This is a genomic window from Labrys sp. KB_33_2, assembly GCF_052114505.1.
GTDB lineage: Bacteria > Pseudomonadota > Alphaproteobacteria > Rhizobiales > Labraceae > Labrys.
In genome coordinates this window covers 84310-109966 of the sequence record NZ_JBFREW010000004.1, presented here as the reverse complement: position 1 = coordinate 109966, position 25657 = coordinate 84310, and the positions used below count along the sequence as shown (strand labels likewise).

26 protein-coding genes are annotated in these 25657 nt (G+C 62.7%); 14 read left to right on the top strand and 12 right to left on the bottom strand.

What is annotated here, in order from left to right:
* Positions 1 to 245 precede the first annotated feature (245 nt).
* The 4 genes from AB4037_RS08990 to AB4037_RS08975 all read left to right on the top strand — a co-directional run bounded on the left by AB4037_RS08990 (position 246) and on the right by AB4037_RS08975 (position 4141).
* Entirely contained in the window at positions 246 to 1289 is a 1044-nt protein-coding gene (locus AB4037_RS08990; protein ID WP_434959586.1) for an ABC transporter substrate-binding protein, read from the top strand.
* A 70-nt stretch (positions 1290 to 1359) separates the two neighbouring features.
* Positions 1360 to 2259, top strand: a complete 900-nt coding sequence (locus AB4037_RS08985; RefSeq protein ID WP_434955122.1) for an ABC transporter permease — start codon at positions 1360 to 1362, stop codon at positions 2257 to 2259.
* A complete protein-coding gene (locus AB4037_RS08980; RefSeq protein ID WP_434955123.1) occupies positions 2256 to 3041 on the top strand; it encodes an ABC transporter permease in 786 nt (261 codons plus the stop codon). The genes AB4037_RS08985 and AB4037_RS08980 overlap by 4 nt, the downstream gene beginning before the upstream one ends.
* Before the next feature lie 20 nt (positions 3042 to 3061).
* On the top strand, positions 3062 to 4141 hold the full coding sequence (locus AB4037_RS08975; protein ID WP_434955124.1) for an ABC transporter ATP-binding protein: 1080 nt from the start codon (positions 3062 to 3064) through the stop codon (positions 4139 to 4141).
* 41 nt (positions 4142 to 4182) lie between these two features.
* On the opposite strand, the gene AB4037_RS08970 is transcribed toward AB4037_RS08975, so the two are convergent.
* From AB4037_RS08970 to AB4037_RS08960, 3 genes are all read right to left on the bottom strand, one after another.
* Complete coding sequence (locus tag AB4037_RS08970; RefSeq protein WP_441771278.1) at positions 4183 to 5007, bottom strand: creatininase family protein; 825 nt, start codon at positions 5005 to 5007, stop codon at positions 4183 to 4185.
* A 94-nt stretch (positions 5008 to 5101) separates the two neighbouring features.
* On the bottom strand, positions 5102 to 6265 hold the full coding sequence (locus AB4037_RS08965) for a DUF6600 domain-containing protein (RefSeq protein WP_441771277.1): 1164 nt from the start codon (positions 6263 to 6265) through the stop codon (positions 5102 to 5104).
* A 159-nt stretch (positions 6266 to 6424) separates the two neighbouring features.
* Positions 6425 to 6604: a YdcH family protein gene (locus AB4037_RS08960; protein ID WP_434955127.1), complete on the bottom strand. Its 180-nt coding sequence runs from the start codon at positions 6602 to 6604 to the stop codon at positions 6425 to 6427.
* A 409-nt stretch (positions 6605 to 7013) separates the two neighbouring features.
* Here AB4037_RS08960 and AB4037_RS08955 point away from each other — a divergent pair, with 409 nt between their 5' ends.
* On the top strand, positions 7014 to 7196 hold the full coding sequence (locus tag AB4037_RS08955; RefSeq protein WP_441771462.1) for a YdcH family protein: 183 nt from the start codon (positions 7014 to 7016) through the stop codon (positions 7194 to 7196).
* 66 nt (positions 7197 to 7262) lie between these two features.
* Here the strand turns inward: AB4037_RS08955 and gcvA are convergent, their stop codons facing one another.
* Complete coding sequence (gcvA, locus tag AB4037_RS08950) at positions 7263 to 8183, bottom strand: transcriptional regulator GcvA (RefSeq protein ID WP_434955129.1); 921 nt, start codon at positions 8181 to 8183, stop codon at positions 7263 to 7265.
* Between the two features lie 130 nt (positions 8184 to 8313).
* Here gcvA and AB4037_RS08945 point away from each other — a divergent pair, with 130 nt between their 5' ends.
* Positions 8314 to 8601 (top strand): hypothetical protein, encoded by a 288-nt coding sequence (locus AB4037_RS08945; RefSeq protein WP_434955130.1) that lies wholly within the window; start codon positions 8314 to 8316, stop codon positions 8599 to 8601.
* Positions 8602 to 8801: 200 nt separating this feature from the next.
* Here the strand turns inward: AB4037_RS08945 and AB4037_RS08940 are convergent, their stop codons facing one another.
* Complete coding sequence (locus tag AB4037_RS08940) at positions 8802 to 9521, bottom strand: DUF1013 domain-containing protein (protein ID WP_434955131.1); 720 nt, start codon at positions 9519 to 9521, stop codon at positions 8802 to 8804.
* Between the two features lie 382 nt (positions 9522 to 9903).
* On the opposite strand from AB4037_RS08940, the gene AB4037_RS08935 reads away from it, so the two are divergent.
* Both AB4037_RS08935 and AB4037_RS08930 read left to right on the top strand, forming a co-directional pair.
* A complete protein-coding gene (locus AB4037_RS08935) occupies positions 9904 to 10767 on the top strand; it encodes a DUF1444 family protein (protein ID WP_441771276.1) in 864 nt (287 codons plus the stop codon).
* Between the two features lie 14 nt (positions 10768 to 10781).
* On the top strand, positions 10782 to 10973 hold the full coding sequence (locus AB4037_RS08930) for a DUF1192 domain-containing protein (RefSeq protein WP_434955133.1): 192 nt from the start codon (positions 10782 to 10784) through the stop codon (positions 10971 to 10973).
* Between the two features lie 22 nt (positions 10974 to 10995).
* On the opposite strand, the gene AB4037_RS08925 is transcribed toward AB4037_RS08930, so the two are convergent.
* On the bottom strand, positions 10996 to 11592 hold the full coding sequence (locus AB4037_RS08925) for a TetR/AcrR family transcriptional regulator (RefSeq protein WP_434955134.1): 597 nt from the start codon (positions 11590 to 11592) through the stop codon (positions 10996 to 10998).
* Positions 11593 to 11703: 111 nt separating this feature from the next.
* Between AB4037_RS08925 and AB4037_RS08920 the strand changes: the two genes are divergently transcribed.
* Positions 11704 to 12912, top strand: coding sequence for an MFS transporter (locus AB4037_RS08920; RefSeq protein WP_441771275.1), 1209 nt, complete (start codon positions 11704 to 11706; stop codon positions 12910 to 12912).
* A 539-nt stretch (positions 12913 to 13451) separates the two neighbouring features.
* Here AB4037_RS08920 and rpmE read toward each other — a convergent pair.
* Together rpmE and mgtE are read right to left on the bottom strand one after the other, a co-directional pair.
* Positions 13452 to 13679, bottom strand: coding sequence for a 50S ribosomal protein L31 (gene rpmE / locus AB4037_RS08915; protein WP_434955136.1), 228 nt, complete (start codon positions 13677 to 13679; stop codon positions 13452 to 13454).
* A gap of 147 nt (positions 13680 to 13826) precedes the next feature.
* Positions 13827 to 15200: a magnesium transporter gene (mgtE, locus tag AB4037_RS08910; protein ID WP_434955137.1), complete on the bottom strand. Its 1374-nt coding sequence runs from the start codon at positions 15198 to 15200 to the stop codon at positions 13827 to 13829.
* A gap of 334 nt (positions 15201 to 15534) precedes the next feature.
* Between mgtE and AB4037_RS08905 the strand changes: the two genes are divergently transcribed.
* Positions 15535 to 17337, top strand: a complete 1803-nt coding sequence (locus AB4037_RS08905; protein WP_441771274.1) for an ABC transporter transmembrane domain-containing protein — start codon at positions 15535 to 15537, stop codon at positions 17335 to 17337.
* 102 nt (positions 17338 to 17439) lie between these two features.
* Here the strand turns inward: AB4037_RS08905 and AB4037_RS08900 are convergent, their stop codons facing one another.
* Positions 17440 to 17856 (bottom strand): hypothetical protein, encoded by a 417-nt coding sequence (locus tag AB4037_RS08900; protein WP_434955139.1) that lies wholly within the window; start codon positions 17854 to 17856, stop codon positions 17440 to 17442.
* A 375-nt stretch (positions 17857 to 18231) separates the two neighbouring features.
* Here AB4037_RS08900 and AB4037_RS08895 point away from each other — a divergent pair, with 375 nt between their 5' ends.
* Positions 18232 to 18603 carry a hypothetical protein gene (locus AB4037_RS08895; RefSeq protein ID WP_434955140.1) on the top strand — a complete coding sequence of 124 codons (372 nt, stop codon included), beginning with the start codon at positions 18232 to 18234 and terminating at the stop codon, positions 18601 to 18603.
* Between the two features lie 111 nt (positions 18604 to 18714).
* Here AB4037_RS08895 and ftsH read toward each other — a convergent pair whose 3' ends face one another.
* From ftsH to ybgF, 3 genes are all read right to left on the bottom strand, one after another.
* Positions 18715 to 20643, bottom strand: a complete 1929-nt coding sequence (gene ftsH, locus AB4037_RS08890; RefSeq protein WP_434955142.1) for an ATP-dependent zinc metalloprotease FtsH — start codon at positions 20641 to 20643, stop codon at positions 18715 to 18717.
* 243 nt (positions 20644 to 20886) lie between these two features.
* Complete coding sequence (gene tilS, locus AB4037_RS08885) at positions 20887 to 21930, bottom strand: tRNA lysidine(34) synthetase TilS (RefSeq protein ID WP_441771273.1); 1044 nt, start codon at positions 21928 to 21930, stop codon at positions 20887 to 20889.
* Between the two features lie 72 nt (positions 21931 to 22002).
* Positions 22003 to 23142, bottom strand: coding sequence for a tol-pal system protein YbgF (gene ybgF / locus AB4037_RS08880; RefSeq protein ID WP_441771272.1), 1140 nt, complete (start codon positions 23140 to 23142; stop codon positions 22003 to 22005).
* A gap of 197 nt (positions 23143 to 23339) precedes the next feature.
* Between ybgF and ybgC the strand changes: the two genes are divergently transcribed.
* From ybgC to AB4037_RS08865, 3 genes are all read left to right on the top strand, one after another.
* The gene (gene ybgC / locus AB4037_RS08875; RefSeq protein WP_441771271.1) at positions 23340 to 23774 is read left to right on the top strand and encodes a tol-pal system-associated acyl-CoA thioesterase; all 435 of its coding nucleotides are present in this window, start codon (positions 23340 to 23342) and stop codon (positions 23772 to 23774) included.
* A 530-nt stretch (positions 23775 to 24304) separates the two neighbouring features.
* A complete protein-coding gene (tolQ, locus tag AB4037_RS08870) occupies positions 24305 to 25024 on the top strand; it encodes a protein TolQ (RefSeq protein ID WP_441771270.1) in 720 nt (239 codons plus the stop codon).
* A 40-nt stretch (positions 25025 to 25064) separates the two neighbouring features.
* Positions 25065 to 25520, top strand: coding sequence for an ExbD/TolR family protein (locus tag AB4037_RS08865; RefSeq protein WP_441771269.1), 456 nt, complete (start codon positions 25065 to 25067; stop codon positions 25518 to 25520).
* The last annotated feature ends 137 nt before the right edge of the window (positions 25521 to 25657 follow it).

Genomic DNA, 25657 nt, shown 5'->3' with positions numbered 1-25657 from the left:
ACTTCCTAACGGATCGAGCGGGCGTCGTAAACCCGTAAAAATCGCTGCAAACAGTGAATATTGAGGCTGTCATATATGACGCCCACTATTGACACAAAAGTGTCAACCGTCATTGATACCAGCGCCGCTGTAAAAACCTTTACGGAAAAATGGGCCGGCGCGGCACCATCTTAGGAGTTGGACAAATGAGCAGGAAAACGTGGCTGGGTATCGCATCGGTATCCGTGCTGGCCTTGGCGGCTTCGATGGGCAGCGCGTTGGCCCAGAGCCAGGAGCTGATCGACGCCGCCAAGAAGGAAGGCCAGCTCACCACGATCGCGCTGCCGCATGACTGGTGCGGCTACGGCGCCATCATCGAGGGCTTCAAGGCCAAGTATGGCCTCAAGGTCAACGAGCTCAATCCGGACGCCGGTTCGGGCGACGAAGTCGAGGCCATCAAGGCCAACAAGGGCAATACCGGCCCGCAGGCGCCCGATGTGATCGATGTCGGTCTTTCCTTCGGCCCGACCTCCAAGAAGGATGGCCTGATCCAGCCCTACAAGGTGGCGACCTGGGCTTCCATTCCCGACAATGCCAAGGACGCCGATGGCCATTGGTACGGCGACTATTACGGCGTGCTCGCCTTCGAGGTGAACAAGGACATCGTCAAGAATTCGCCCAAGGACTGGAGCGACCTGCTGAGCTCCGACTACGCGAATGCAGTGGCGCTGGCTGGCGATCCCCGCACAGCCAACCAGGCGATCCAGGGTGTCTATGCCGCCGGCCTGTCCGCCGCCAAGGGCGATGCCAGCAAGGCTGCCGCCGAGGGGCTGAAATTCTTTGCCGAACTCAACAAGAAGGGCAATTTCGTGCCCACCATCGGCAAGGCCGCCTCGCTCGCCCAGGGCGCGACCCCGATCGTGCTGCGTTGGGACTACAACGCCCTTACCGATCGCGACACGCTCAAGGGCAATCCGGATGTCGACGTGGTGATTCCCGCCAGCGGTGTGGTGGCTGGCGTCTATGTCCAGGCCATCAGCGCCTACGCACCGCATCCCAATGCCGCCAAGCTGTGGATGGAGTATCTTTATTCCGACGAAGGCCAGATCGGTTATCTGAAGGGCTATTGCCATCCGATCCGCTTCAACGACCTCGTCGCCAACAAGAAGATCCCGGCTGACCTGCTTGCCAAGCTTCCGCCGGCGGAAGCCTATGCCAAGGCCGTGTTCCCGACACTTGATGAGCAGGGCGCTGCCAAGGCCGAGATCACCAAGGATTGGGACAGCGTGGTCGGCGCCGCCGTCAAGTAAGATCGTTTGTCATCTCCTGCGCGTCCTGTCCGGTTTTTCCGGGCAGGACGCGTGCTATTGTGGTCGCCGCATGAATACCACCGCAAACACTGCCCCAGCTGCAGCTCCAGGCTCGGCCAGAGCCGGTGGAGGGCTGGCCGTGCTGGGCATGGCGCCCTTCGTGCTCTTCGCCTTGCTCTTCCTGGTGGTCCCGACGGCCTTGCTGCTGGTCGGGGCATTCTTCGACCGGGAGGGACATTTCACCTTCGGCAACATCTTCGAGCTGTTCACCAATCCGGCGATCGTTTCGTCTTTCTGGCTCAGCATCAAGATCAGCTTCGCCTCGGCCCTCGGTGGTGCCTTCATCGGCTTCTTCGTGGCCTATGCGGTCATTCTCGGTGGGCTGCCCGAGTGGATGCGCGGCGCCGTGATGACATTTTCGGGGGTCGCCTCGAATTTCGCCGGTGTGCCGCTGGCCTTCGCCTTCCTGGCTACGCTGGGGCGGGTGGGGCTCGTCACCGTCCTGCTGCGGGACTGGCTCGGCTTCAACCTCTATTCGACCGGATTCAACATTCTCAGCTTTACCGGTCTGACCGTGGTCTATCTCTACTTCCAGATTCCCTTGATGGTGCTGGTGATCGCGCCGGCTCTCGATGGATTGAAGCGCGAATGGCGCGAGGCCAATGCCGTGCTGGGCGGCAGCAATTTCCACTATTGGCGGCACATCGCCCTGCCGATCCTGCTGCCGAGCATATTGGGTGCGACGTTGCTGCTGTTTGCCAATGCCTTCGGCGCGGTGGCGACCGCTTATGCGCTTACCGGATCCAGCCTGCCGATCATTCCCATCCAGCTCTTCGCCCAGATCCGCGGCGACGTGCTCAGCAATCCCAATCTGGGCTACGCCATCGCCTTCGGCATGGTGGTGATCACCAGTATTTCCAGCGGCGCCTATATCTGGCTGCGCAGCTATAGCGAGCGGTGGGTGCGATGAAGAAATCCTCCGTGCTGTCCTGGCTGATCATCCTGCTGGCAATCAGCTATTTCATCATCCCGTTGCTCTCCACCTTCGAGTTCTCGCTGCGCATGCTGCGCGGGCAATACAGTTTCGAAGCCTATCGCGTGGTGTTCGCCCAGGCGGAGTTCCAGAACGCGTTCATCCGTTCGATCCTGCTCGCGCTTGCTACGATCATTCTGAGCATCCTGCTGGTGGTGCCGGCGGCCTATCTGGTGCGCCTGCGCCTGCCGCGATGGCGGTCGCCGGTGGAGTTCGTCACGCTGCTGCCGCTGGTCATTCCGGCAATCATCATCGTGTTCGGCTATATCCGCATGTTCAACTCGTCGTCCTGGCTGCCTTTGACCGATAGCGAATGGACCACGGACCTCCTGCTTACCTTCGGCTATGTCGTGCTGGCGCTGCCCTATATGTACCGTTCCGTCGATGCAGGCCTGCGCGCTATCGACGTCAAGACGTTGACAGAGGCGGCCCAGAGTCTGGGTGCCAGCGGTTTCACCATCCTGTGGCAAGTCATCCTGCCGAACATTCGCTCGGGCGTGCTCAGCGGCTCCTTCATCGCTTTCGCTATCGTCATCGGCGAATTCACCTTTGCCAGCCTGCTCAACCGGCCGGTCTTCGGTACTTATCTGCAATTGATCGGCGCGAACCGGGCCTATGAGCCCTCGGCGCTCGCCATCGTTGCCTTCATCATCACCTGGGCCTGCATGGGCCTGTTGCAATTGGTCGGACGCTCGCGCGGCGCCCGGCCGGCACGCTGAAACTGCTACTGGAGGTCAAGATGTCCTTTCTCGAGATCACCGGGCTGCAGAAGAGCTTCGGCGCCAACCAGGTGGTGAAGCGTTTCGATCTGTCGGTCCAGAAGGGGGAATTCATCACCCTGCTCGGTCCCTCCGGCTGCGGCAAGACCACGGTCCTGCGCATGGTCGCCGGTTTCGAGTCGCCATCCGCCGGCTCGATCCGCATGGACGGCAAGGAAATCACTGGCCTGGCGCCCAACCAGCGCAATGTCGGCATGGTGTTCCAGGCCTATGCCCTGTTTCCCAACATGACCGTGGTCGAGAATATCGGCTTCGGCCTGAAGATCGCCAAGAAATCCCAGTCCGAGATCGACGCCCGCGTCAAGCAGATGCTGGAGATGATCAAGCTGCCGCAGATCGCTGATCGCTATCCCTTCCAACTCTCCGGTGGCCAGCAGCAGCGCGTGGCCCTGGCGCGCGCGATTGCGGTGCGCCCGAAGATCCTGCTGCTGGACGAGCCGCTCTCGGCGCTGGATGCCAAGATCCGTGTGTCCCTGCGTGACGAGATCCGGGTGCTGCAGCAGGAACTCGGCATCACCACCTTGTTCGTCACGCATGATCAGGAAGAGGCGTTGTCGATGTCCGACCGCGTCGTGGTGATGAGCGCCGGGCAGATGGAACAGGTCGGCACGCCCTTCGAGATCTACAATTTCCCCAAGACGCGCTTTGTCTCTTCTTTCGTCGGCACGCTGAATTTCCTCACGGGCAAGGTCGTCGATGCCGCTGCCGGACGCTTCTCGGTCGATGGGCAGGAGGTGATCACCAGCCGTGGCCTGCAGGGTGCCAGCAATGGTGAGACGCGCACGCTAGCCTTGCGCCCCGAAGCCGTGGTGCTGGGCACCGGCGGCGAGGGGCGCAATAGCCTCACCGGTCGCATCGAGCTCGTCAGCTTCCTCGGCTCGATCGTGCGCATCCGCGTGCGCTTCGACGAGAACGTGGTCTCGCTCGATACCTTCAACAATCCGGGTGCCCCGCCCCCCCAGATGGGCGAGGACGTGACGGTGTCCTTCGGCCGCGGTGATCTGCAATTGCTGGAAGAGGTCGAGAAGGTCGCGGCCTGAGGGCTGCATCCTTCTCTCCTTGCGGGAGAAGGATGCAGCCCTCATTCCTTGAGCGGCCCGTTCCTCAAACGTGAAAGATCGAAGTCCCGGATATCCCTGAGCAGGTCGACCAGCGCCTGGGCGCCGAATTCGGCCGAGAGTTCGCCATGTTCCGGCGTTGCCTTCCCGGCATCGCCCGCCGCGCCCTCGGGGCGGATGTCCTGGGCCATCCAGCCGAAGCCGCCGGGACGGCCGGTGCGCAGATATTTGAAGGTCTGTTCCATTTCGTAAGTGACCGGACGGAAGTCCTTGGCCTTGTCCATGCGCACGAGGTCGGGCCGGAAGGCGAGCATCAAGGCCGTCTCGATCTCGCCGGCATGGATGCCCAGGCGCGTCTCGTCATCCGAGAAGGCGCCCTTGGGGTAGCCGAACATGTGCCAGGAGGTGAAGGCGACCAGCATGCCGTGGCGCACGCGCAATTCGCGGGCCACGATATCCATCGCCGCCATGTTGCCGCCGTGGGAATTGACGATCAGGAGCTTGCGGATACCGGCCCGGTGCACGCTTTCGCCGATCTCGACCCAGGCCCGGATTACAGTTTCGGCCGAAAGGCTGAGGGTGCCTGGGAATTCCAGATGTTCGTTGGATTTGCCGATGGTCTGGATCGGCAGGAAGGTCGCGGGAATGTCGGCGGGAATCAGCGGGATGGCGCGGTCGAGATAGCCCTGCATGATCATGCTGTCCACGCCAACCGGCAGATGGGGCCCGTGCTGTTCCACGGCGGCGATCGGCAAGACGGCGATCCAATCGGCGGTTTCGCCGGTGCGGAAATCCTCCGTCGTCATCTCGAACCATTGGCGGCGGGGCAGGGAAGCGGAGGCGGGCATGATCGATTCCAGGAAAAGGGATGCCCGAACCATACAGCCGCGGGGCGCCATTACAACGCCCCGCTGCATTCTCGGTCCGGCCAGCCAGTGCCTGCTACCAGACTTGCTGGCCGCGATAGGGGCCGGGCGGACGGGGTCTGCGATAACGCTGGCCGGAATTGGATGAAGTCGGATTGTTGGAGGGCGTTACCACCGGGCCCGGCGGCGGATAGCGAGGCGGCCTCTGGACCACGGGGCCATCATTCCAGACAGGTGGGCGGCGGCGGGCCGGTGGGCTGTAGATCGGTGGCTCGTCGACATAGTCCGGCGCAGGATAAATCCGCCGCCTGCTGCGCGGGGCTTCCGGCGCATCGACCCGGCGCAGGTCGCGCCGTTTGGCATAGCGGGGCGGAGGTGGGCTCCAGGACTTGAAGCGGGGGGCTGCCGGCGTCGGCAAGGCGATGGGCGTGACGGCCGGCGCTGCTGGCGGCGGCGCGCAGGCAGCAGCAAGGCTGTCACCGACGGTCAGCGAGGCGGCCGAGGCGGCGGTATTGAGCCAGAGCAGCCATTCGCCGAGAAACTCGGCCGGCCAGGGCGCAACCGGGCCGGTGTCGTAGTCGATGACGGTTGCAGGCGGCGGCAGCACGAACACGGCAATGCCGCGCACGATCTTGATGCGTGTCACCGGGGCCGAGCCGACGAAGGTGCCGACTGGCACCGCCGAAGCTTCACCCTCACAGCGATTGCCGAGCTTGGCCGTCTCGATGAAGGTCCATTGCCTGTCCACGTTGAAATTGGCGAGGCTGATTTCCTGCTGGTCGGTTGCGGGCGGTGTCGGTGCCCATCCGGTCCAGTCGCCGCCGCCGCGCCAGATTACCCAGGCGGGGCTCCATTGCGTGCCGGGTATCCAGACCCAGCCATTGCTGCCGTCCGAGGCCCAGCGGCCGTAATGATGGATGATCTTGCCCCAGACGGTGGGGTCGTCATAGGTCCAGCCGAAATTGCGGTCATAGACCCAGCGGCAGGCCGGATAGGGGTGCCAGCCAGCAGGCACCACCGAAGGCTTCCAGACCTCGCCATAGCGTTCGGAATAGATGTATTGGCCGTAGCCCGACAGCACGGTCTTGAATTCTTCGAGGCTGGGAGCCTGCGCCTGGATGGCGGCGACGGGCGCGGCCCGCGCCCGGTCCGCGAATGTGGCTGCAGTAGGCAGGATGGCACAGGCCAGCAGGAAGGAAGAAACGAGGCCAATCCCCAGATGGCGTGTGGTGCCGGCCATAGCAAACCCCTCCATGGGTTATTGCTTCGATCACAGCCGATGATGAACCTGTTTGGGGGAGCCGTCCGTATCAATTGGCACAAGGTGGCCACAAAATGAAACCGCCGGTACCGGATTTTGCTCCGGTCCGGCGGTCAGAATACACCAGCTTCGACTGGTTCAGTGCAACCTCTCGGTGCTCTTCAATCTTGCAATTTCGTCTTTCAGAAGGAGTTTCTTGCGCTTCAGCTCTGCGATTTTGAGGTCATCCGAGGAGGGATGAGCCAGTGCGATGGTGAGTTCTGTTTCGAGAGCGTGATGTTTGCGCTCCAGTTCGACCAAATGCGACTGCACAGGCATTAACGGCTCCTTGTGTCACAGTTCCGACATTCAACGTTCTCACGAAACGGTACGCATGTCGAAGGAAAATCGTGGATTCTCGCCGTGAATCGATTGTGCAAAGCAACAATAAATTTAGTCAGAACAATAGCTTACCGCACGGTAATGCAGTGTGGAAGAGCCAAAAAGAATGCTGGATCAAAGGCCTAGGAAGGGCTTGTGAAAGTTGTCCGGCAAGCTTTGCCAAACGGGTGTAAATAGATGGCGATATCTTGCCGCAGCGCTTGCGGGCGAGAAATCGGCTCGGCATAGTTCGGCACCGTGCCCGAAGGGGCATGGGGCGGCAGGACGGTCCAAATACCGAGGCTGCCATTCGGAATGGAAGGGTATGGGCTTGTCAAATCCACTCACCGAGGAGGAGGAAGCCGCGATGATTGCGGAGCTGGGGCAGTTGCGCCAGGAACACCGCGATCTCGACTCCGCGATTGCCGCTTTGGAACAGGTGGGAACTCCCGACCGTCTGCAGCTTCAACGCCTGAAGAAGCGCAAGCTCCATCTCAAGGACCGCATGTCCCTGCTGGAGGACCTGCTGACGCCGGATATCATCGCCTGACGCTTTTGCGTCACCGGCATTGCATGGGGCGCGGGTCACGATAGGGCGTGCGCGCGAACCGGGCCGTCAGACGGCCTTGCCGCTGGCGATCTCGGCCAGCACCCAGTCCCGGAATGCCTTGATCATCGGCTTGTCCGCCTTTGTCCGCGGTGCCACCAAATGATAGGCGAATTCCGGCGCGATCTTCAGCGACAGGTCGAAGGGGCGCACCAGCCGGCCCGCCGCCAGATCGTCGCCGACCAGGCTGGTGTTGCCGAGCGCCACACCCTGGCCGTCGACGGCCGCCTGCAGGGTCATGATCGACTGGCTGAAATGCAGGCCGCGTATCGGGTCGGGTTTGTCGGCCTTGGCGGCCATCAGCCACATGCGCCAATCCGGCCACATCGAATCCTGGCTGTGCCAGTCGAGATGAATCAGGGTGAAATATTGCAGGTCGTTGGGCTCTCGCAACGGAATGGGTCCATGCAGAAGCTGCGGACTGCAGATCGGAAAGACGTCCTCGACGAACAGGCGGTCCGAGCGCAGGCCGGCATAGGCGCCACGGCCGAAGCGGATGGCGACGTCGACTTCCTGGCGGCTGAAATCGGCGAGCGTATCGGAAATATCGATGCGCATGTCGATGTCGGGAAATTGCTGGCGGAAGCGCGGCAGGCGCGGCACCAGCCATTTGGCCGCGAAGGATGAGCCGGAAGAGACGGTGAAGCTCTTGCGCTGGGTGGTGTTGGCGGCCCTGTGCAAGGCTTCGTCGATGGTGCGCAGGGCGCCGCCGGTCGCTTCGAGCAGTTCCTCGCCTGCATGGGTGAGCTTCATGCTGCGGCTGGTGCGAAAGAACAGCCGGGTGCCGAGGCGGTCCTCGAAAGCGCGGATCTGGCTGCTGACGGCGGCGGGGGTCACGTCGAGCTCGATCGCGGCCTTGGCAAAGCTCAGATGACGAGCGGCGACGGCAAAGGTCCACAATGCACCGAGGCCAGCTCCCGATCTGCTCATGCCCTACCTGTGATCATCAAGTTTTTGTTGATGGTGAAGAAAGGTTTGCTCCATTGATAATCTAGCATAAAGCATTGAAAATAGGAAACATATCGCAAGAGCGTATTTACTTTTTGTTGAGGGTACGAGTATGTCGAGCGTCGAATTCCACGAAGATGAATGGGGCCGGCATTGGAGCTATGCCCCGGCTCTGCACGGGACGCAGGTGCGCCTGCACTACTCGATCGCCGCCATTCTGGTCGAGGGGGCCACATCCTTCGTCGAAGCGATCTCCGCCGGCCTGGCACAGCTCAGGGGGCAGGATCAGACAGTCGCGATGGGGCATCAGCGCGACGTTTATGGCGATGACGATGTCCCGCCGATCCGCTATGCCCGCTATGAGGGCGTGCGCGACGAGTTCGGTCGCCAGCTTCCATAAAGGTGATGTTCCTGGATTCTATCGGATGACAAGAAAGGGCGCGATCACCGATCGCGCCCTTTCTTGTTGCCGGTATTAGGTCGCAACGGGGCCGGGAAAGCACGGCTGAAGCCGGCTGCCAACCTCCACAAGCAAAAGGGCTTTTCCGTGCTGGCGAAAAAGCCCTTTCAAGTGATGGATCTGAGCAGGCCGCCTGGCGCTCAGTCGTCCTTCTGCTTGATACCCTTGAGCTTGGCGAACACGTTGGCGACGTCCAGCTCGTCCTCCTCTTCTGCCTGGCGCGGCGTGTTGCCGAGCGAGGCGAAGGGATTGTCTTGCCTATGGCCGCGATCAGCCGTCGGTCCGGTGGTGATTTCGGCGGGCAGCAGCGTGGCGCTCTCGGGCTCGGGCGGCCGATCCTTGGAGGCGCGGGCGACTTCGAAGTCGAGATCGATCTGGGTACAGAGGCCGAGCATGACCGGATCGGCCGGGGCCAGCTGCGCGGTGTTCCAATGGGTGCGATCGCGAATGGCGGCGATCGTCGTCTTGGTGGTGCCGACCAGACGCATGATCTGGGCGTCTTTGAGTTCGGGATGGTTCTTCACCAGCCAGAGAATGGCGTTGGGGCGATCCTGGCGCCGCGAGACCGGCGTATAGCGCGGGCCCTTCTTGACCTTGGCGATGGCGATCTTGACCTTCGGCTCGGCCAGCCGGAGGCGGTGATGGGAATCGCGCTCGCCGCGGGCGATCTCCTCGCGGGTGAGCTGGTTGGCGATCACAGGATCCTGGCCCTTGATGCCGGCCGCAACCTCGCCATCGGCAATGCCCTTGACCTCCAGCGGATGCAGTTTGCAGAACTCGGCGATCTGGTCGAAGGTGAGGGCAGTGTTCTCAACCAGCCAGACGGCGGTGGCCTTCGGCATCAGCGGGGCGGTCGACATTGGCATCTCCTCGGAAAGCATGAGCCCGCTGCCGCCTCGCTCCAGCCTCCTGGAACGAAGCCCGACGCGAGCTGATTGTCGGGATTCATACCTCATATAGTCGTCGTTCGCCCGAAAGGGAAGCCTGTTGCACCGCTTTCCCGCCAGGATTGTCGACAGGGAGCCATCCTGGCTATGGTGATCCCCTCGGTGCGGGCAGGTGGGAGCGGACGGGATGGCAGGGCGGAGCCCAAGCAAATTCCTCCTGATTGTGCCATGGGCACGATCAGGAGGAATTTGCAGGATATCAAACATTGGCAGAGTTTTCTGGCGGGCCGCATCCGCGGGCCGCACCGGAAAACTCTGCTTAGACGGGATCGGACGCCGCCGGGTGATGGAAGCGATGGTGGGGCTTGTGGTTGCCGGTGTCCCGGCCGCGGCGGTGGGCGCTCCCGAGAGCTTTCGCGAGGAAGTGGTCAGCCTGCTCCGCCGGCACCGGCCCGCTTTGAAATTCACTCTGCCCGGCGATGACCCCGAGAGCGTGCATGTCAAGGTCGGCGAAGATACCAAGCAGGTCTATCTCGGCAATCTGCAGCGCCAGCTCGGCACGGCGCGGGGGGCGGACCGGGAGAGCCAAATCCTTACTTTCTTCGATGGTATCCTGGCCGTCCGGCCCGCCGATGACGACGAGCGCAGGCACTGGCAGGATGCGCGTGCAAAACTGCGCCTGCAGATCGTGCCTATCGAATATCGCCAGCAGGCCAAGGAGCTGATCTCGCGCGATCTGACGGCCACGGTGGTGATCGCCTATGCGCTCGATCAGGGTGAGCGCTATTCCCTCGTTACGACGGATGATCTGAAGACATGGGGCGTCAATGCCGACGCCGTTCACGAAGCAGCCTTGGCGGGGTTGGAGGCCGCCTCCGGCGCGCTGGCGATCGGGGCCAAGAAATCGGCGAGAGGCCAGGGCGCCTACGCGACCATTCTGACCCAGGATGGCTATGATGCCGCCCGCCTGCTGCTGCCCTCGATCCGGCAAAGGCTGCTGAAGGCGCTGGGGAGCGACCTTGTGATCGCCGGCATTCCCAATCGGGATTTCCTGGTGGCCTGGACGCCCGACTTTTCGGCAAGGGCTGATTTTGCCGCGAAAGTGAGCGAAGATTCCAAGTTGCGCTCACATCCGCTCACGGACGAGCTTTTTGTGCTCGATGCCAATGGGTTTAGAATGGCGACGACGGCGGAACTCGCCGAGCAGCGCCGTATTTGATGTGAGGAGACGAAATGGCGATTTTCGACGAAGAGCCGCGAAAGGTGCCGGTGGCACATCAGATCGGGCAGGACCTCTCGACCTTGTCGCTGCATGAGCTCGACGAGCGCATCGCGGCCCTGAAACAGGAGATGGTGCGCCTGGAGGAAGCCAAGGCCCGCAAGGCAGCCTCGCTTTCGGCAGCGAGTGCCTTCTTCAAGACTTGAGCCTGTAAGCCAAACCCGCCGTTCAGGCGGGGTGACGCAGGAGGCCGTTCAGCAAGGCATGAAAGGCCTTCACCGCCTGCTTGGACGCCGCCTGTGGATCGGCCGCATTGGCGATCCATTGCGAGGCATGCCAGGTGGCGCCATTGACCAGCCGGGCTGCGGCCTCCGGGTCGACATCGGCAAGAACACCGTCCCGCTTCAGCGCGGCCAATGTGGCACTCATCGAGGCGATGCAGCCATCCTGGCTCGGCCATTGTGAGGGATCGCCGAGGAAGGCCGGGCCGTCGCGAAACAGGATACGCTGGATTTCGGGCTCCAACGCCATCTCGATATAGGCCGAGCATTCGGCGACGAAACCCTGCCAGGGATCTTCAGCCTGGGCCGAAACGGCGGCGAGCCGCTTGGACATCTCGGCGTCGAGTTCCGTGATCACCGCCGCGAGCAGGCCCTTCTTGTCGCCGAAATGGTGATAGAGAGCGCCGCGCGTCAGGCCGGCAGCCGCCGTGAAATCATCCATCGACGCTTCCGCATAGCCGACCGTGCCGAAGGCGGCGCGTGCCGCGGCCACCAGCTTGGTGCGGGTCTCGGCGATCATTTGTGCTCGCGGTTTGCGGGCCATGTCATCTCCTTTGCATACACCGCGTATATTAGTTGACATACGAGACGTATGCAACTATGTCGAATACATACGTTGCGTATGTCAGCGCATCCTTTTCCCTTGGAGTGCCCGATGTCCAATCCCTACAGCCTGATCTTCCGAGCGCCGGGGGCAAAGGCCTTCGCGGCTGCCGGTTTCCTGGCGCGCCTGCCACTTGCGATGGTGACCATGGGTATCGTTGCCATGATCTCGCAGACCCACGGCGAATATTGGCTGGCCGGCGCCGTCTCGGCGACCTTCGCCCTCGGCAATGCCTTCATGTCTCCGCAGATCTCCCGCCTGGTGGACCGCCACGGCCAGAGCCGAGTCCTCATTCCCGCGACGAGTCTGTCGGTTGTCGCCTTCTCGGTTCTGCTCCTGGCCGCGCATTTCCATTGGCCGGCATGGATCTTGTTCGTTGCGGCCCTGTTCGCGACCACCATGCCCAGCATGCCTGCGATGGTCAGGGCACGCTGGTCGGAGCTCTATCGCGATACGCCGCAATTGCACACTGCTTTCGCCTTCGAATCGGTGGCCGACGAAGTCGTTTACATGGCTGGATCCATCCTTTCGGTCGGGCTGAGCGTGGCGTGGTTCCCTGAGGCCGGTCCGCTGGTTTCGACCGTGTTCCTTGCCGTCGGCACGGCGCTTTTCGTGATGCAAAAGTCCACCGAACCGCCCGGCCGCTTCACCGGCCCCAGTGCTTCCTCGGCCATCCGCTTGCCCTCGGTGCGCATCCTGACTTTCGTCCTGATCGCCATCGGCACCATCTTCGGAACGGCAGAGGTCACGGTGATCGCCTTTACCAAACAATTGGGGCAGGCGACGGCAGCCAGCTTTGTCCTCGCTGGCTACGCCGCCGGCTCCCTCATTGTCGGCCTGGTGTTCGGGGCGTTGAAGCTGAAGACGCCGCTCGAGCGTCAATTCGTCATTGCCATTGCGGTAGCCGCGGCCACAACTGTGCCGCTGCTGTTCGTTTCCAATGTGGTGATGCTGGCGCTGTTGCTGTTCTTGTCGGGTGTATCGATCTCGCCGACACTGATCACCGCCATGGGTCTGGTCGAGCGGCATGTGCCGGCGGCCAAGCTCACCGAGGGGATCACCTGGGCGATGACCGGCATCGGCATCGGCATGGCGGTCGGCTCCTTCGCCTCGGGCTGGGTTATTGATCGCTTTGGTGCTGCCGACGGCTTCTGGATCTCTTTTGCGGCCGGTATCGTCGCGCTCACGGCTGCGCTGCTGGGTTCGTGCAGGCTGACGCCGGTGGCGAAGGAAGACGGGCTATGCGCGGCGGCCGCCTGACTAAAGCATTTTCCAAAGAAGTTGATAGATTTCTTGATTAAGAAAAATACGTCAAAACAAAGAGTTAGAGAAAAATGCGACTCGGATAAGGCACGCTTTGCTCTCGAACCGGCGGGCGTTAACCGAATATCAAGAATTCCGCGATAACCTCACGCCATTCCAGCTCGCTGGATGTTCGAGTGGCTCCTGTTCACTCTGTTTGACGCCTCCCTGTTTCGACTTGGACAAGCCGCGATCATCCGTATCGCGGCTTCTTTTTGTGTGTGGGGGGCGGATCTTCGGATCCGCCTGGAGGCGCGAGGCTCGATGGAAGAGCAGGGCGGGTCTGAAGACCTGCCTCCCACGACCAGGACAGCCCAAAAACAAAAGCGGACCCGAAGGCCCGCTCTCATCGTCCCAGCCATGTCTGCTAGAGCAAAACGCGTTCAAGCATGAACGCTTATTTACTCTAACTCTTTGTTTCCAAGCCAATCCAAAGGATTGGCTTGAGCGTCTTTGCGATTCTTGCCAATTCCGTCAAATCGCAAATCGCTCTAGGCTCAGCGCTTGAAGCTGATGCCGGCAAAGCGCTGGTTGAACTTCGACACGCGGCCGGCGCGGTCGAGGAGCTGCTGCGAACCGCCGGTCCAGGCCGGATGGGTCTTGGGGTCGATGTCGAGCTGAAGGGTGTCGCCTTCCTTGCCCCAGGTCGAATGGGTGTGGAACTCGGTGCCGTCGACGAAGACAACCTTGATCTTGTGATAGTCGGGATGAATGTCGGACTTCATGGGGTCAAATCCTGCTCTGTGCCGGAGCGCTACCCCGGTCGGACAAGTCAAATTCGAATGAGTGGGCGGCTCGATAGCGCAATTTCGGTCCGGATACAAGCACCGCTCCCGCATTTCTCACATGCGGGAAACGTCATCTCGCCGGGGCTACAGCAATGTTCCCCGCAGAATGACCAGGGCGACGGTGAAATAGATGACGAGGCCGGTGACGTCGACCAGCGTCGCGACCAGGGGCGCAGAAGCGCTGGCGGGGTCGAAGCCTACCTTCTTGAGAATGAAGGGTAGCATGGAGCCGGTCAGCGAGCCGAAGGTGACGATCGCCGTGAGGGCGCAGCCGATGGTCAGGGCCAGCAGGGCCCAATGCGGCCCGTAGTCGTAGAAGCCGGCCTTCTGCCAGACCACGATGCGCACGATGCCGATCAGGCCGAGGATTGCGCCAAGCACGATGCCGGTCGGCAGTTCTCGTAGGGCGACCCGCCACCAGTCCTTCAGCTTCACCTCGCTCAGCGCCAGCGCGCGGATGAGCAGGGAGGTTGCCTGGGAGCCGGAATTGCCACCCGAGGACATGATCAGCGGGATGAACAGGGTGAGCACCACTGCCTTTTCGAGTTCGCCCTCGAAGAATTGCATGGCGCTCGCCGTGAGCATCTCGCCCAGCAACAACACCGACAGCCAGCCCGCGCGCTTCTTGATCATCGACCAGAAGCCGATCTGGTCATAGGGATCGTCGAGGGCCTCCATGCCACCGAACTTCTGGGCGTCCTCGGTGCCCTCGGCTACGATCGCGTCGATGATGTCGTCGAAGGTGCAGATGCCGATGACATGCATGCTGTCGTCGACCACCGGCACCGCCAGGAGGTCGTATTTGGCGATCAGGCGTGCCACTTCCTCACGGTCGGCCGTCGGCGCGACGGTGATCGGCTTGTCGAAGCGGGCGGCCGTCAGCACCGAGGCCTTGGGATCGGCGGTGATCAGGCGGCGCAGCGCCACGGCCTTGAGCAATTGGCGGGTCTTGGGATCGAGGACATAGACCGAATAGATCGTCTCGCGCGTGCGCTCGACCCGGCGGATGTGGTCGAGCGTCTGCTCCACCGTCCAGGACGAGGGCACGGACACGAATTCGGTGGTCATCAGCGCGCCGGCGGTGTCCTCGGGATAGGACAGCAGCCTGTCGAGCGAAGCGCGGGTCTCAGGATCGAGCCGATTGAGCAGATCGGTGCGCGGCGGATCGTCCATGTAGCGGAAGACATCCGCCACACGGTCCGAGGACATGCCGGCCATCAGCTTGAGCGCCCGTTCGGCGGGCAGGGCCTCGATCAGTGCCGCAGGATCGTCCAGGCCTGGCTGGTCGAGCACCTCGATGGCCCGCTCGTCGGGCAGGTGCACGAGGACATGCGCCTGTTCCTCGATCTCCTGCTCGTTGAGCAGCTCGACGATGTCGGCTACGTGCTCGAGGCCGAGGCAAACCTCGAGGATGTCGCGGTCAGCAACGTCAACGGTCTTTTCAGCCAGGTCTTCCATGGCTCTTCCTTCCTCTCGGCCGTTGCCGGCCGGAAGGACGAGCCCGCAAGCGGTCAGTCCTTACAAGCCGTCAACGGCGCGAACATTCGACTGCTACTGTCGCTTGGCATGATCTCGTTGATCTCGTGGGGTCCGGCCAGGGACGCTTCCTTTGGAATAAATCCAAAGGCCGGAACAATCGCGACTTGCGCCTCTCCGCCGTCGCAGTCAAGCGCTTTTTTGCACTGCGCGATAATATGGAGAGCGCGGCAAACTGAAGCGGTTTGGGCCCGTGCGATTGCAGCAGCGCCCACAGCGGGGCATTGTCCCGCGCGCTCGAAAGGAAGAATACTACGTGGCCACGGAAACTGACCCGAAAACCCGAGAAAATACCGCGGAATCCGCCAGGAACAGCCGGACCTTGCGCCCGCTGATGGCGCTGGCACCCTATGCCCTGGCTTATCGTGGCCGCATCCTGCTGGCTTTCCTGGCTCTGACGCTGGCGGCGGCGGCGACGCTGGTGGTGCCGATCGCCATGCGCCGCATGATCGATCACGGCTTCTCGGCCGATCATGCCGTCGCCATCAATTCCTACTTCCTGGCCATGACCGGCGTGGTGCTGATTCTCGCTTTGGCCAGTGCCTGCCGCTATTATCTGGTGATGACGCTGGGCGAACGGGTGGTCGCCGACGTGCGCACCGCCGTGTTTGCCCACTTGACCGACCTTTCACCGGTGTTCTTCGATACGGCCAAGACCGGCGAGGTGCTCTCTCGCCTCACCGCCGACACGACCCAGATCAAAGCTGCGTTCGGTTCGTCCGCCTCGGTGGCCCTACGCAATCTTTTCCTGTTCGCCGGCGCTGCGGTGATGATGGTGTGGACCAGCCCCAAACTCTCGGCGCTGGTGCTGATCGCCATTCCCATCATCGTGCTGCCGCTGGTTGCCTTCGGCCGGTCCGTGCGCACCCGCTCGCGCAAGGCGCAGGACACCCTGGCCGATGCTTCCGCCTATGCCGGGGAGATCATCGGTGCCATGCGGGCGGTGCAGGCCTTCACGGCCGAGCGCCTCGCCATAGGGCGCTTTTCGGGCGAAGTGGAGAATGCCTACCAGGCCGCTGCGATTTCGACCCGCTCGCGCTCGGTGTTGACGGCAATCGCCCTCTTCCTGGTATTCGCCTCGGTGGTCGGCGTGCTCTGGCTCGGCGCTCATGATGTGGTGGCGGGTGTGATGACCCCGGGCACCCTGTCGCAATTCGTGCTCTATGCCGTGTTCGGTGCCGGTGCCCTTTCGGAGCTTGGTCAGGTCTGGGCGGAGATCGTGCAGGCGGCCGGTGCCGCCGAGCGTCTGGGCGAACTTCTTGGCGAAAGGCCGGCGATATCGGCGCCGGCCCGGCCGCTGGCCCTTCCCGAGCCGGCGCGCGGTGCCGTGGCCTTCGAGGGCGTGACCTTCGCCTATCCCACCCAGCCGGACAGGCCGGTGCTGCACGATATCGATCTTGCGGTGAAGGCGGGCGAGACGGTCGCCATCGTCGGGCCGTCCGGAGCCGGCAAGAGCACGCTGTTCCAGCTCCTGCTGCGCTATTACGACCCCCAGTTCGGCCTGATAACGCTGGACGGCGTGATGCTGCCGCAGGCCGATCCCAAGCGCGTGCGCCAGCGCATCGCGGTGGTGGCCCAGGATCCGGTGGTCTTCGCGGCGACCGCCCGCGACAATATCCGTTTCGGCCGTCCTGACGCCAGTGACGCCGAGGTCGAGGAAGCAGCTCGCCTGGCCGCGGCCGACGGCTTCATCCGAGCCATGCCACAGGGTTACGACACGCCGATCGGCGAGCGCGGCGTGACGCTGTCGGGTGGCCAGCGCCAGCGCATTGCCATCGCCCGTGCCATCCTCAAGGATGCCCCCGTGCTGCTGCTCGACGAGGCGACCTCGGCGCTGGATTCGGAAAGCGAAAAGGCGGTGCAGGCGGCGCTCGACGGCCTGATGACCCAACGCACCACCCTGGTGATCGCCCATCGCCTGGCCACGGTGCAGGCTGCCGATCGCATCATCGTGCTCGATGACGGACGCATCGTCGAAGAGGGCACACATGAGGCCCTGGTGGCGCGCGGTGGCCTCTATGCCCGGCTGGCACAGCTGCAATTCAGGGACGCGGCCTGAGCCGGAGGAGCGGTGTGCCGGTCTTCAGACCGGCATTTCCCGTGTTGATGAACGCGGTGTTTTCAAGAATGTCGTCTGAAGATCGGCACACCAGCCGCGCTCCTATCGTCCCGCCGCGTTCACGACGGCGCAGATATGGGTACGCAGGGCGCTTTCGGTCGAGAACTGGCCGGGCTGCACATGGAATTCGAGATCGACGCGGGTCGCGCTGCCAGTCTTGCGGGCGATGACCCGGATTGTCTGGGGTCGGCCGGAATTGGCGCCGTCCTGGGTTGCGATCAACACACCGGCCTTCTTGTTGACGCTGACGACGTCGATACCCTCAGCGGACAGGGCACGCCCGACATTGTCGAGCGCCTTGGCCGGAGCAACCTTGGGAAAGACTGCCCAGGTGCTGTAGGTCAGGCCGGTGAGCAACGGCACGCCGGAACTCTTGAAGTTCTGCGCGCAGCTTTGCGCAGCGGCGGGTGAGGCGATCAGGAGAGCGAGCGCGGCGGCGCCGGTAATATTCTTCAGCATGGAAACATCTCTGGCTGCCGCCGGGCCCCGGTCGGCGATGGCTTAAAGCGTTTTGCGATTTGACGGGATCACTTCAAATCGCAAAGGCGCTCTCGCCAATCCGTTGGATTGGCCTGGAAACAAGGAGTTAGAGCAAGGCACGGTTCGGATAAACCGCACTTTGGTCCGGGGACATCACAGTGGAGAGCGAGGCAATCCATCATGACCATCCGTGATAAGCTACCTACCACTACGGGAATAGAAGAAATTCGATGGCTATTGGGTTGCTGTTTCGCAGGGTACTTGCCGACCGAGGATGACAAGGCAGATCGGTAGATGGGATACGCCGTGACATAAAGAGTTCGGCTACGGCCTCTCTTCGATCGGAGATTTGGGGTGGAACAGGCTCCTGGGAACGAAGATCGCGGCCTTGCGGACGAGAAGAGCCGGGCTTGGCGCGATCTTGGCTGGGGGATCGGGTGGTCATGCCTGCTTCTGGTACTGATCATTGCCCTGATGTGGAGCGCGCTTGCCTTGGAAGGCATCCTGCCGAGCGGGGCAGTGGCCCTGTTATTCTTTTTCTCCCTGGCCGCCATCATCCAGCTCGTCTTCCTTTATCCGGTCTTCTCGGCGATGGGCACTTTGTTCAAAATCTATGTCGGGCGCCGTCTATGGCGGCTGACATGGGTACGGTGGCTGGTATGGTCCTTCCTCGCCGTGATCGCGGTCAGCGGCCTCTACCAAGCCTGGTCGGATCTGATGTCCTGAAATGCGGCTCGTCTCCGATTCCCCGGCGGCCAGCCGCAACCTTCGACGGCCGAGTCACGAAAAAGGCCGGTCGCGAGACCGGCCTTGATCGTATCGAATATCAATGCGCCATCAGGCCGAAGGGGCCGGCTCCATGCCGCCTTCCGTCTGCGGGGGCGGGCGACGTGGCTTGCCGGCGGAGATGGCCGAGCCGCGGGTCGTCTGGGGCTCGTCCAGCGGATCGCGCGAAGGCGGCTTGCCGTTGAGGAGGTCGCGGATCTCGTCGCCGGTCAGCGTTTCATATTCGAGCAGCGCCTGAGCCAGGGCCTCGAGCTCGTCCCGTTTTTCGGTAAGGATGTGCTTGGCGTCTTCCCAGCCCTGATTGATCAGGCGGCGCACTTCGGCGTCGATCTTCTGGGAGGTCGCCTCGGACACGCTTTGCGTACGGCCCATGGACATGCCGAGGAAGACCTCGTCCTGGTTCTCGCCATACATCACGGTGCCGAGCTCATCCGAATAGCCGTAGCGGGTGACCATGGCCTTTGCCATGCGCGTGGCCTGCTCGATGTCGCCGGCGGCGCCGGAGGTGATGTTCTCCTTGCCGAAGATCATCTCCTCGGCCACGCGGCCGCCCATGGCGACGGCGAGCTGGGAGGTAAACTCGACAAATTTCATCGAGTAGCGATCGCCCTCGGGCAGGAACTTCACCATGCCGAGCGCGCGGCCACGCGGGATGATCGTGGCCTTGTGCACCGGGATGCCCTTGGGCACGTTGAGGCCGACGACGGCGTGGCCCGCCTCGTGATAGGCGGTGAGGCGCTTTTCCTCCTCCGACATCGCCATGGTCTTGCGCTCGGCGCCCATCAGGATCTTGTCTTTGGCGTCCTCGAATTCGAGATGGGTGACCATGCGCTTGTTGCGGCGCGCTGCGAGCAGGGCAGCCTCGTTGACCAGGTTCATCAGATCGGCGCCCGAGAAGCCGGGCGTGCCGCGGGCGATGATCTTGAGGTCGACGTCGGGGGCGAGCGGAACCTTGCGCACATGCACGCGCAGGATCTTCTCGCGGCCGGACAAATCAGGGTTGGAAACCACGATCTGGCGGTCGAAGCGGCCGGGACGCAGCAGGGCAGGGTCGAGCACGTCGGGGCGGTTGGTCGCCGCGATGATGATGATGCCCTCGTTGGTTTCGAAGCCATCCATCTCGACCAGCAACTGGTTGAGGGTCTGCTCACGCTCGTCATTGCCGCCGCCCAGGCCGGCGCCACGATGGCGGCCGACGGCGTCGATTTCGTCGATGAATATGATGCAGGGCGCGTTCTTCTTGGCCTGCTCGAACATGTCGCGCACGCGGCTGGCGCCGACGCCCACGAACATTTCGACGAAGTCGGAACCGGAAATGGTGAAGAAAGGCACGTTGGCTTCGCCGGCGACGGCACGCGCCGTCAGCGTCTTACCGGTGCCGGGCGGACCGACCAGCAGCACGCCGCGCGGGATACGGCCGCCCAGGCGCTGGAATTTCTGGGGATCGCGCAGGAACTCGACGATCTCCTGCAGGTCCTCCTTGGCCTCGTCGATGCCGGCCACGTCATCGAAGGTGACGCGGCCATGGGCCTCGGTCAGCAGCTTGGCCTTGGACTTGCCGAAGCCCATGGCCTTGCCGCCGGCACCCTGCATTTGGCGGGACAGGAAGATCCACACACCGATCAGAGCCAGGATCGGCAAGGCCTGCAGCAGGAGCTGCAGCAGCCATGGTGTTTCGGCCGGCGGCGCGGCACTGACCTGCACGCCCAAATCATTCAATGTCTTGGCCAGTCCCGGGTCGTTGGGCAATTGCGTGGTGAAGTTCGAGCCGCCATTGACGTAGCTGCCCTTGAGCTCACTACCCGTGATGGTGACGTCCTTGACCTTGCCTTCCTTGGCCGATTTCACCAGTTCGGAATAGGAGATCGAACTGTCGGCGGAAGCGCTTTGGCTACCCGTCTGCCGGAACAGAGTGAAGAGTGCCAGCAACAGCAGCACTACGATCACCCAAAGCGCAAAATTTCGGAAGTTCGCGTTCATCTCTTGCCTTTCGCGGCGGACGGCCTGCCTGTGCAGGAGACGCCACAGCATATCGCGGCTAAAATAGGCACGGGCGAGCCAAATGCCAAGCCAAGCCCGTGGGATAGATAGCCCTGCGCTCCCTTATAGAAGTGGCGAGGGCTTGTCACGGTGAAGATTCAAGTGGCGCATGCGCCGCTAATTTCTTGAAATAGGCCATTATTTTGCCGCTTCTAGGGCAAGGCCGGTGGAAAATGACAATTTCTACATCTTGGTTTTTGCAGCACCGCGCCGGCGTTCGGGCTCACGGGTGATTTGCAGATTGCCGGCCTTGTCCAGCCGCAGCAGCGTGCCGCCGAGGCTGCGCTGCCAGGATCCGCCTTGGCCGAGAGCCGGGTCGAGGGCTTGATCGAGTGCTGCGGCCAGCGCCTCCAACCGTTCGAGGCGCAGGCCATAGGCTGATGCCTTGCTCTTGTCCTGCATCAGCAGGACGGCTCGCTCCAGGATACGCAGCCTGATATCGGCGGGGCAGGCCGCAAACCCCGGGCCGTCGAGATGCAGGCGGTCTTGTTCCCGTCGGGCGAGAATCTCGAAGCGCTCGGCCGCAACGGCCTCAAGGGCATCGTTGCTGCGCGCGGCGCGGCGGGCGAGCAAGGCCAGGCGTGCCGGGTCGAGGCCGAGCGGCGCGAGCTGGGCGAGAAGGGCGCGCAGGCGTACGCGCTCGAATCGGGGATTGCGGTTGGAGGGATCTTCGAGCCAGGCCACCCCGGCGGCCTGCAGGGTCGCCACCAGCCGGGCCCGCGTCGTGCCGAGCAGGGGGCGGAGAAGGCTGAGGTCGGCCAGGGGCGTGAGGGGACGCATCGCCGCCAGGCCGTCGACGGCCGAGCCGTGAAGCAGCCGCATCAGCACGGTTTCGGCCTGGTCGTCGAGCGTATGGGCCGTGGCGATCGCGTCCGCTCCGACTTCGGTGGCCACCGCAGTCAGCAGGGCGTAACGGGCGCTGCGAGCCGCTTCCTGCAAGCGTGCGGCAGGCTTGTCGCCCTCCCAGCGCTTGACGATACAGGGCAAACCAAGATCGACGGCTCTTGCGGAAACGATACGGCATTCCTCCGCGCTTTCGGCACGCAGGGCGTGATCGATGCTCGCAACGGTGAGACGGGTTTGCGGGCTTTGCTCGCGCCAGCGCGCGGCCAGCAGCATCAGGGCGGTGGAATCGCCGCCGCCCGAGACAGCGAGGATTACATGGGCGCGATTGTGGAAATCGGCGAAGAGGGCAGGAAGTTCCTGCAGGGCAATGGCTGCGGACACGGCTCAGTCCCCGAACGCGCGGTTTGCGTCCGCAATGGCAATGTTCCGGTCAGGCATCTGCAGATGCCTGACTCACCCCACCTTGCAGGCGTTCTTCTTGATCTCGCGATCGGCACCGCTGAGGATGGTCGGGCCGGCCTTGGGGTATTTACTGCCGACGGCCTGAAGAGCCGCGCAGGCTGCATCCTTCTCACCCATGGCCGCCAGCGTGATGCCCAGCTTAAGCATGCTGGCGGGTGCGCGCCTGGAATTGGAATAGGTCTTGGTGACCTTCAGGAACTGCTCGGCCGCATCGGTATATTGCTTGCGCTGATAGAGGCTCTCGCCGATCCAATGGATGGCGTCGGGCACGCGCTTGTCCTTGGGATGGCTGGCGACGAAATTGCGAAAGGCGGCCTCGGCCTGGTCGTAGCGCTGGGTCTCGATCAGGCGATAGTCGGAAGCGTATTCGGCCTCTGGCGTAGCGGGGGCGGCCGGTGCCGGTGCCGGTTCAGCGCCGGCTTCCGGCGCATTGCTGGCCATGGGACGCGATGTGTCGACGGCGATACCCGGCAGGCCAGGGGAGACGGTGGAGTTGCGCGGGCGCGGCGCCGAGGGCGGCGGCGCCTGTTCGGGAACATCGCCTGTGGAGTCCTGCATGGCGACATCGTTGCCACCGCGGGCGGGAAGGCTGCCCAGGGAATTGGGCTGCGTGGCCGGGGCGCTCTGGCCGCTCTTCTGGCGCGAAGGCGCGCTGGGCGCCGGCTTTGGAGCGGACGCCTTGCCCCCGCCGCCTTCGAGGGCCTGCAGGCGATATTCGGTATCCTCCTGCTGCCGCTTCATGTCGTCCTGAAGCTTGCGCACCTGTGACTGTAGATCCTCGACGGTGCCAAGCAGTCGGCGGTTCTCGCCTTCGAGCCGTTGTACGCGCACGAGAAGATCGCCCATGGTGGATTCCTGGGCTACGACATAGCCGTTCTGCGGCGCGCTCGGGGCCGCAGCCGCGGGGGGCTGTTCATCGGTCGAGCCTGTGACGTTGCCGTCATACCCGGCCTGTGCGGGCGGCTGGGGGTAAGGTTGGTCGGGCGTGTAGCTGTTGTCCTGCGTGGACTGGTCCTGCCCGACGCTGCCGGGCGGCATCAGTCCCTCGTCATAGGACGCTGCGCGCACCGGGCCCAAGGGCAGGGCCAGGGTCACGGCCAGCAAAAGCGCGGCGGAAGCGGGGCGGAGCATGAGGCGGCTCATTCGGTTGCAATCAATCCAAAGCGTTCTGCGATCTGGCGGAATCGCCGTAAATCGCAAGGATGGGTCGAAACTCGGTATTCGGGCAAGGCGTGTTCTCATAAAAACACATCCTGCTCCAGTCACGTCGATACCACACAGGTCAAGTCAGGCGAAACTTTGAACAAACGGCTTTCCCCATGATAGAAATGGCGCAAACCCCGCCGAATTTCGGCGGCGTGCTTAATGAGGCGTGCCACAGCCTGCCTCTTCGGGTCTATTACGAGGACACCGATTTCTCCGGCATCGTCTACCATGCCAACTATCTGCGCTTCTTCGAACGGGGGCGAACCGAGTTCATCCGCGCGCTCGGTGTCGATCAACTCGCCCTTCACCGCGAAGAGGGCATCGCCTTTGCCGTGCGTTCGATCCAGGTCGAGTTCCTGCGCCCTGCGTTGATGGACGACATCGTCGAAGTGGAGACCAAGGCCGGCGAGGTGCGCGGGCCTTCGCTGCATCTCGAACAGAGCATCCGGCGGGGCGAGGAAGTCCTGACCACCGCCAAGGTTCTGGTGGTCTGTATCCGCAACGGCCGGCCCCAGCGCCTGCCGGAGAGTCTGCGCAACGTGTTGTCCAAAGCATAGTGCATTGAAGCGTAAATGCTTTTTTGCGCCAACGTCTTGTTTCCGCACTTCTTCGCGGTTTGGGCTGTTTCCATCAAATCGTAAAACGCTTTAGTCGGGATCAGTAATCGGTCGGCTTTGGAGCCGCCGTCATCAATGTTGCAGCGCATCGTAAATAAGAATTCGCGAATCGAGGTCGGCCGTAACCCGACATTAACGGTACCGATGATCAATAGGCCTGGAATCCGCCGTTTATCGCGGTCGGGAAGGGGTGCCGCACTGCGGTCACATTCAAACGTCAAAAGGAGCCCGTGACGCTTGGTGTTGTTGCTCTGCACAACCAGGTGCGTGGATTTCCCGAGTAACGTTTGGTGTGTGCCGGGGCGGTGCCTGAGGCAGGCTTGATCTCGGCTTGAAGCGCGGGATCGAGATCAGGCTCGCCGATTATTGTTGCGACTATGCCGATCTTGCACGGATCTGCTTAGCTACGAATGTGCCGATCCCCTGCGGACCGGCTTGGCCCGTCGGCCTCAGGACGAGGAATTGAAGGAATGGAAGCGACCGCCGATATGGCCCAGACGGCCCTGGCTCCGGTAACCGATGTGAGCCTGCTCGGATTGATCATGAATGCCGGTCTGGTCGTCCAGATCGTCATGCTGGGCCTGATGGCAGCCTCGGTGTGGTGCTGGGCCATCATCATCGACAAGGCCATCCTGTTCTCGCGTTCGCGTGCCGCCATGAATCGTTTCGAGCAGGTGTTCTGGTCGGGCCAGAGCCTGGAAGAGCTCTATCGTTCGCTGTCGCAGCGCCAGAACTACGGCATGGCCGGCCTGTTTGTCTCCGCCATGCGCGAGTGGAAGCGCTCGCTCGAATCCCCCGGCCGCTCCTTCCTCGGCCTGCAGGCTCGCATCGAAAAGGTGATGGACGTCACCGTTCAGCGCGAGGTGGAGCGCCTGGAATCCAAGCTCCTGGTGCTCGCCACCGTCGGCTCCTCCAGCCCGTTCATCGGTCTGTTTGGCACGGTGGTCGGTATCATGACCGCTTTCCAGTCGATCGCGGCCACCAAGAATACCTCGCTCGCCGCCGTGGCGCCCGGTATTTCCGAAGCCCTGTTCGCCACCGCGATGGGTCTGGTCGCCGCCATTCCGGCGGTGATCGCCTACAACAAGTTCAACGCGGAAGTCGCCAAGCAGCAGGCGCGCCTGGAAGGCTTCGCCGACGAATTCTCCGCCATCCTGTCGCGCCAGATCGACGAGCGCATGGCCGCCTGAGCGGCCGCCTCGTTCCGGTCCCTCATTCAAGGAAAGCATCATGGGTGGAAGTGTCGCGACAGGTTCAGGCGGCTCGGGTGGCGGAACACGCCGCCGCCGCCGTCACAAGGCGCCGATTGCCGATATCAACATGACGCCGTTCATCGACGTCATGCTGGTGTTGCTCATCATCTTTATGGTCGCTGCGCCGCTGTTGACCCAAGGCGTCGATATCGATCTGCCACAGACCCAGGCGAAGGCCATTTCGGTGGACAAGCGCCCGATCACCGTCTCCATCAAGGCGGACGGCCAGTCCTATCTGAACGACAGCGACAAGCCGGAGCCTGATTTGCTCGGCCGCCTCAAGGCGATGACGGAGAACGGGGCAGGGATCGAAGAGCGCATTTTCGTCAAGGGCGACGGCAAGGCGAGCTGGGATCAAATTGCCAAGGTGATGAGCGATATCACGAGCGCGGGGTTCAAGAAGGCAGCGCTGGTAACCCAGCCGCAGAGCTAGAAACGGGAATGCTCGCATTTACCTCGTTTCGGCTGATGTTCGCGCTGACAGGCGGGCGGCACGGGGGCGGGGTAGCTTGGCGACGTCGCGGAATATCGAGCAGGCGATGACGTCGAGATTGGGGTTTGAAAGGCCGG

Coding starts and splice junctions, on each gene's coding strand:
- AB4037_RS08865 (WP_441771269.1), top strand. CDS start 25,065: ATGGGTGGAAGTGTCGCGACAGGTTCAGGCGGCTCGGGTGGCGGAACA.
- AB4037_RS08965 (WP_441771277.1), bottom strand. CDS start 6,265: ATGGCCGGCACCACACGCCATCTGGGGATTGGCCTCGTTTCTTCCTTC.
- AB4037_RS08975 (WP_434955124.1), top strand. CDS start 3,062: ATGTCCTTTCTCGAGATCACCGGGCTGCAGAAGAGCTTCGGCGCCAAC.
- gcvA (WP_434955129.1), bottom strand. CDS start 8,183: ATGAGCAGATCGGGAGCTGGCCTCGGTGCATTGTGGACCTTTGCCGTC.
- rpmE (WP_434955136.1), bottom strand. CDS start 13,679: ATGAAGTCCGACATTCATCCCGACTATCACAAGATCAAGGTTGTCTTC.
- ybgC (WP_441771271.1), top strand. CDS start 23,340: ATGGCGCAAACCCCGCCGAATTTCGGCGGCGTGCTTAATGAGGCGTGC.
- tolQ (WP_441771270.1), top strand. CDS start 24,305: ATGGAAGCGACCGCCGATATGGCCCAGACGGCCCTGGCTCCGGTAACC.
- ybgF (WP_441771272.1), bottom strand. CDS start 23,142: ATGCTCCGCCCCGCTTCCGCCGCGCTTTTGCTGGCCGTGACCCTGGCC.
- AB4037_RS08920 (WP_441771275.1), top strand. CDS start 11,704: ATGTCCAATCCCTACAGCCTGATCTTCCGAGCGCCGGGGGCAAAGGCC.
- AB4037_RS08945 (WP_434955130.1), top strand. CDS start 8,314: ATGTCGAGCGTCGAATTCCACGAAGATGAATGGGGCCGGCATTGGAGC.
- AB4037_RS08960 (WP_434955127.1), bottom strand. CDS start 6,604: ATGCCTGTGCAGTCGCATTTGGTCGAACTGGAGCGCAAACATCACGCT.
- AB4037_RS08970 (WP_441771278.1), bottom strand. CDS start 5,007: ATGCCCGCCTCCGCTTCCCTGCCCCGCCGCCAATGGTTCGAGATGACG.
- ftsH (WP_434955142.1), bottom strand. CDS start 20,643: ATGAACGCGAACTTCCGAAATTTTGCGCTTTGGGTGATCGTAGTGCTG.
- AB4037_RS08985 (WP_434955122.1), top strand. CDS start 1,360: ATGAATACCACCGCAAACACTGCCCCAGCTGCAGCTCCAGGCTCGGCC.
- AB4037_RS08935 (WP_441771276.1), top strand. CDS start 9,904: ATGGTGGGGCTTGTGGTTGCCGGTGTCCCGGCCGCGGCGGTGGGCGCT.
- AB4037_RS08940 (WP_434955131.1), bottom strand. CDS start 9,521: ATGTCGACCGCCCCGCTGATGCCGAAGGCCACCGCCGTCTGGCTGGTT.
- AB4037_RS08990 (WP_434959586.1), top strand. CDS start 246: ATGGGCAGCGCGTTGGCCCAGAGCCAGGAGCTGATCGACGCCGCCAAG.
- AB4037_RS08930 (WP_434955133.1), top strand. CDS start 10,782: ATGGCGATTTTCGACGAAGAGCCGCGAAAGGTGCCGGTGGCACATCAG.
- AB4037_RS08955 (WP_441771462.1), top strand. CDS start 7,014: ATGATTGCGGAGCTGGGGCAGTTGCGCCAGGAACACCGCGATCTCGAC.
- mgtE (WP_434955137.1), bottom strand. CDS start 15,200: ATGGAAGACCTGGCTGAAAAGACCGTTGACGTTGCTGACCGCGACATC.
- AB4037_RS08925 (WP_434955134.1), bottom strand. CDS start 11,592: ATGGCCCGCAAACCGCGAGCACAAATGATCGCCGAGACCCGCACCAAG.
- AB4037_RS08980 (WP_434955123.1), top strand. CDS start 2,256: ATGAAGAAATCCTCCGTGCTGTCCTGGCTGATCATCCTGCTGGCAATC.
- AB4037_RS08900 (WP_434955139.1), bottom strand. CDS start 17,856: ATGCTGAAGAATATTACCGGCGCCGCCGCGCTCGCTCTCCTGATCGCC.